Genomic DNA, 4,901 nt, shown 5'->3' on the forward strand with positions numbered 1-4,901 from the left:
GGCGAGCACCAGCGAGACGGCCGCCGCGAGGCGGGCGCCCTCGCCCTGTGCGACGGACGCGGTCCGCATCCCGCGCAACGGGCAGGGCCCCGCCGTACGCCGCCATCCACCGCCCTCCCGCTCGACCTGAGCCTCCGTCAGGACCGAGAGGAGCAGCCCGTCGTAGTTGGTGACCACCCGCGCGAGCTGCCCGTGGTCTCCGCGCAGCGCGAGACACAGCCCGCACAAGTGCGCCATCCACTGGGCCTTGAGGCTCTCTCCGAGCCGATGACTGCAGGGCCGGACCATTCCGAACACGACAACCCCCCGTGGCGTGAACGACATCTGACAGGGCATCCGGAGTTCGATATGGCACCTGACCGGGCGTTGAGCGGCCGCGTCGTATCGACCACCCCGTTCACCCGTACGCACCAGCCGTCACCCGGACGCCGTGAAGAATCATATTTCACTCTCAGTCAGCAGCCCTATCCAGCAACACCCTTGATACACAGGGGCCCTCGACGTATGGGCTGTGCACCAGTAGCGTCACAAACCCCCCGCGCGGCGTCTATCCACTTGGCGCGCGATCCGCATCATGGATGACCATAGGGATGTGGAAAGCAAGTAAGACCGCTGTGAGAGGAGGCGTCCATGGGATCGGTACGCAAGGCGAGTGCCTGGCTTGGGCTCGTTGACGACAACGATGACGAGCGCTATTACGACGACGACTACTCCGAAGGGACCGAGCAGCCCGGGGATGCCTGGGTCACGGATCCGCGAGTGAAGGTGGCCGAGGACGTCGCCGAGGTGAAGGGCCGGCGCATCGGCACAGTCACCCCGGACAGCTTCCGGGACGCCCGTGCCATCGGCGAGCTGTTCCGGGAAGGGGTTCCGGTGATCGTGAACCTCACGGCGATGGAGGCGACCGACGCCAAGCGCGTGGTCGACTTCGCGGCCGGCCTGACCTTCGGCCTGCGCGGCACTATCGAGCGGGTCGCCAACCGTGTCTTCCTGCTGACCCCCGCCAACACGGAGATCGTCAGCGGCGACCCGGTCGCGCGCCGCGAGGACGGTTTCTTCAACCAGAGCTGAGGCAGGGCCGCTCATCGGCCCTGCCTCCCGCAGGGTTGTCCGAGACCAAGGTCTCCGGTGTCCGCCGAAAGGCTGTCTACCGGAAGGCGTCGAGTCCGGTGAGCGCCTTGCCCAGCACGAGCTGGTGCATCTCGACGGTGCCCTCGTAGGTGAGCACCGACTCCAGGTTCGTCGCGTGCCGCATCACCGGGTACTCCAGCGAGATCCCGTTGGCACCGAGGATGGTCCGTGCCGTACGGCAGATCTCGATGGCCTCTCGTACGTTGTTCAGCTTGCCGAAGCTGACCTGCTCGGGACGCAGGCGCCCGGCGTCCATGCGCCGCCCCAGGTGATGGGCGAGCAGAATCCCCTTGTGCAGTTCGACCGCCATGTCGGCGAGCTTGGCCTGGGTGAGCTGGAAGCCACCGATGGGCCGCCCGAACTGCTCCCGCGTCTTGGCGTATTCGAGGGCGGACTCGAAGGAAGCGCGCGCCGCGCCCATCGCACCCCACACGATTCCGTAACGAGCGTGCGACAGACAGCTCAGCGGCCCCTTCAGCCCGACGACCTCCGGCAGCACGGCATCGGCCGGCAACCGCACGTCGTCGAGGACGAGTTCACTGGTGACGGACGCACGCAGTGACCACTTGTGCTTGATCTCGGGCGCGGAGAAGCCGGACACGTCCGTCGGTACGACGAACCCCCGGATCCCGTCGTCGGTCTGCGCCCACACGACGGCCACACCGGCCACCGACCCGTTGGTGATCCACATCTTGCGCCCGTTGAGCACCCAGTCTCCGCCGTCGCGCTTGGCGTACGTCCGCATGGCGCCCGGGTCGGAACCGTGGTCGGGCTCGGTCAGCCCGAAGCAGCCGATGACCTCACCGGAGGCCATGCGCGGCAGCCACGCCTGCTTCTGCTCCTCGCTCCCGAAGCGGTGGATGGCGTACATGGCGAGCGATCCCTGCACCGACACGAGCGACCGGATCCCCGAGTCGGCGGCCTCCAACTCCAGGCAGGCGAGCCCGTATTGCACGGCGGAGGCGCCGGCACACCCGTACCCGTCGAGCGACATCCCGAGGGCACCGATACCGCCCAACTCCCGCGCGAGCTCCCGGATCCCGGGCAACTCGCCCTTCTCGTACCACTCGGCGACGTACGGCAGCACCTTGTCGGCGGCCCACGCGCGAACGGTGTCGCGGATCGCCAGGTCCTCGGAGTCGAGCAGGTCGTCGATGCCGAGGGGGTCGGCGGGGTCGAAGGGGGGCAACTTCGAGGACGAGGACGCAGCCATGCACAGCCTCCGAAATCTGAGAAAACTACCACTGCTAGTTACGATAACGGACCCGCGGTCGCCGACGGCGAGGAACCCCTACGGGAAACGCCCACCCTTCGAACGCCCGTCGCGGGCGGTGCGTGGGTGGGAGATGTGGTTCAGGCGGTGACGCGGGACTGTGCGACTTCGCGAGGGGCAGGTACCGCTACGGCCGCCGCGGGCAGCTCGCACTGCATGATGCGGGGCAACCGCAACGCCATCACCGCGCCCAGCAGCAGCAAGCCCGCGCTGACGAGGAGCGTGACGTGCAGCCCGTGCACGAAGGCGTGCCTAGCCGCGTCGCGCAGGGCGGCACCACGCACCCCGCCGAGCCGCGCGGCGACGTCGTAGGCCTCGCCCAGTGAGTGGCCCGCCGAGGCCGACGCGGAGGCCGGTACCCCGGGAACGGACCGCAGTCCTGGCGCGTACGCCGCGTTCATGACGCTGCCGAGGAGCGCGATGCCGATGCCGGCGCCGAGCTGGTAGGAGGTCTCGCCGATCGCCGCCGCGCCGCCCGCCTGGGCCTGCGGTGCCTCACTCAGCATCGACTCGTACGCCCCGAAGAGCGTCATCTCCAGGCCGAACCCGAGCAGCAGGAACCCGAAGAGCAGCAGCCCGGTGTTGTCCCGGCCGCCCATCGCGGTGAGCGTCAGCACCGAGACCGCGGTCAGGCAGAAACCGGAGCACACCATCCGGCGCGGGCCGAAACGCCGGAGCATCCGCGCCCCGAACAGTCCCGCCGCCATCGCCGCGAACGTCAGCGGCAGCAGCCGTAGACCCGTCTGGAGGGGCGACAGGCCGAGCACCAGTTGCAGATATTGGGCCGCGATCAGTTCCAGGCCCACCAGGGCCAGCATCGCCAGCACGATGCAGCAGACCGACGTGCTGAACGCCGGCCTGCGGAACATGCTCAGGTCCACCAGCGGGTGCGTACGGCGCCGTTGCCGTCGTACGAAAAGAACCATCAGCACCGCGCCCACGAGCAGCGGGGCCAGGGTCCACGCGCTGTCCGCGGGCTCTCCGCCGCCGAGCCGTTTCACGCCCAGGACGACGCCGAAGAGGCCGCCGGCGGCCATCAGCGCGCCGACGACGTCCCACGGGCCGTTGCGGTCGCCGCGGGACTCGGGGAGCAGGAGGCGGCCGATCGGCAGGCTGATCAGCATCAGGGGGATGTTGACCAGGAAGACCGAGCCCCACCAGAAGTGTTCAAGGAGGAAGCCGCCGAGCAGCGGGCCCACCGCCGCGCCGACCGCCGCCACCGCGCTCCACACGCCGATCGCCACCGCCCGCTCCCGCCGGTCGGGGAAGACCTGGCGGAGGATCGACAGCGTGGCCGGCATGATCATCGCGCCGCCGACGCCGAGCAGCGCCCGCGCGAGGATCAGGACCTGGGCGGAATGGGCGCAGGCGGCCAGGCCGGAGGCGACGCCGAAGAGGCCGTAGCCGAGGAGCAGGATGCGTCTGCGGCCGACGCGGTCGCCGAGTGTGCCGAAGAGGATGAGGAGCGAGGCGCAGACCAGCGGATAGACGTCGACGATCCAGAGCAGCTCTATCGCGCCGGGTTTGAGGTCCTCGGTGACGGCGGGCACCGCGACATGGAGCACGGTGGCGTCGAGCGCGACGAGGAGCAGGCTCACGCAGAGGACGACGAGGACGACCCAGCGGTTGGCACCGGCCCCGGCCGCCCGACGGCGCAGCGCTGCGGCGGCCGTGGTCGTCCCGGACATGTACTACCTCCCAGATGTTCCCTCGCGTTCGGCGGGCTCACGGGGTGGGGACTCCCCGTGACTGCGGCCGGAGAGGAGCGGTGTCTCCGACCCGCGCAACGAAGGCGAGTGAGCCGTCAGCGTACGCGAGTTCACGCCAATGCCACGTGGCGGACCTCTCACACTCCCCGGACAACACGTGTGGCGTACACCACTCCCCCTCCTGTGGACCACGCCCCGCCGGGCCTGCCGGTTCCGCGCGCCCTCGATAATCGGGTCCGTGACCGATCTTGAAGCACCGTTGCGCCGGGCGGCCCCGGCCCTCCTCGGGTACGCCGCCGTCCGCGCCCTGGGCCTGGTGGTGCTCGCGGTGTGGAGCGCGGCGCGCGGCAAGAGCGCCCACACCTTGCTGACGGCGCGCTGGGACGCCCTCTGGTACACCCGGGTCGCCGACCTCGGTTACGGCTACGAGGTGCGGCTCCCGAACGGCGACGTCCACTCGAACCTCGCCTTCTTCCCGCTGTTGCCCTGGCTGGAAAGGTTCATGCACGCGGTCTCCCCGCTGTCGTACGCCGACGGCGGTCTCGTGGTGAGCCTGCTCGCCTCGCTCGCGGCGGCCTGGGGGATCTTCGCGGTCGCGGAGCATGTGTACGGCCGTAGGGCCGGGGTGTGTGCCGTGCTGCTGTGGGCCGTGCTCCCGGTGGGGATCGTGCAGTCGATGGCGTACAGCGAGTCGCTGTTCACGGCGCTCGCCGCCTGGTCGCTGTACGCCGCGCTGACCGGCCGCTGGCCGACGGCGGGCGCCCTCGCGCTGCTCGCCGGGCTGACCC

The 4,901-nt window shown here is 69.9% G+C and carries 5 protein-coding genes; 2 read left to right on the forward strand and 3 right to left on the reverse strand.

Features of this window, described 5'->3' with window-relative positions:
• The coding region (locus R6V09_RS45965; protein ID WP_317887426.1) for a DUF5685 family protein at positions 1 to 297 on the reverse strand (297 nt) is incomplete at its 3' end.
• A gap of 333 nt (positions 298 to 630) precedes the next feature.
• Here R6V09_RS45965 and R6V09_RS45970 point away from each other — a divergent pair.
• Positions 631 to 1,071 (forward strand): cell division protein SepF, encoded by a 441-nt coding sequence (locus tag R6V09_RS45970; RefSeq protein ID WP_043681262.1) that lies wholly within the window; start codon positions 631 to 633, stop codon positions 1,069 to 1,071.
• 76 nt (positions 1,072 to 1,147) lie between these two features.
• Here the strand turns inward: R6V09_RS45970 and R6V09_RS45975 are convergent, their stop codons facing one another.
• Positions 1,148 to 2,344: an acyl-CoA dehydrogenase family protein gene (locus R6V09_RS45975; RefSeq protein ID WP_317887427.1), complete on the reverse strand. Its 1,197-nt coding sequence runs from the start codon at positions 2,342 to 2,344 to the stop codon at positions 1,148 to 1,150.
• 140 nt (positions 2,345 to 2,484) lie between these two features.
• The gene (locus R6V09_RS45980; protein ID WP_317887428.1) at positions 2,485 to 4,092 is read right to left on the reverse strand and encodes an MFS transporter; all 1,608 of its coding nucleotides are present in this window, start codon (positions 4,090 to 4,092) and stop codon (positions 2,485 to 2,487) included.
• Between the two features lie 259 nt (positions 4,093 to 4,351).
• On the opposite strand from R6V09_RS45980, the gene R6V09_RS45985 reads away from it, so the two are divergent.
• Positions 4,352 to 4,901 (forward strand): glycosyltransferase family 39 protein (locus tag R6V09_RS45985; protein WP_317887429.1); only part of this gene is annotated, 550 nt, incomplete at its 3' end.

This window comes from Streptomyces sp. W16 (genome assembly GCF_033194735.1).
Taxonomy (GTDB): domain Bacteria; phylum Actinomycetota; class Actinomycetes; order Streptomycetales; family Streptomycetaceae; genus Streptomyces.

Excerpts from the sequence above, each read along its gene's own strand:
- R6V09_RS45970 (WP_043681262.1), top strand. The coding sequence starts at position 631 with ATGGGATCGGTACGCAAGGCGAGTGCCTGGCTTGGGCTCGTTGACGAC.
- R6V09_RS45975 (WP_317887427.1), bottom strand. The coding sequence starts at position 2,344 with ATGGCTGCGTCCTCGTCCTCGAAGTTGCCCCCCTTCGACCCCGCCGAC.
- R6V09_RS45980 (WP_317887428.1), bottom strand. The coding sequence starts at position 4,092 with ATGTCCGGGACGACCACGGCCGCCGCAGCGCTGCGCCGTCGGGCGGCC.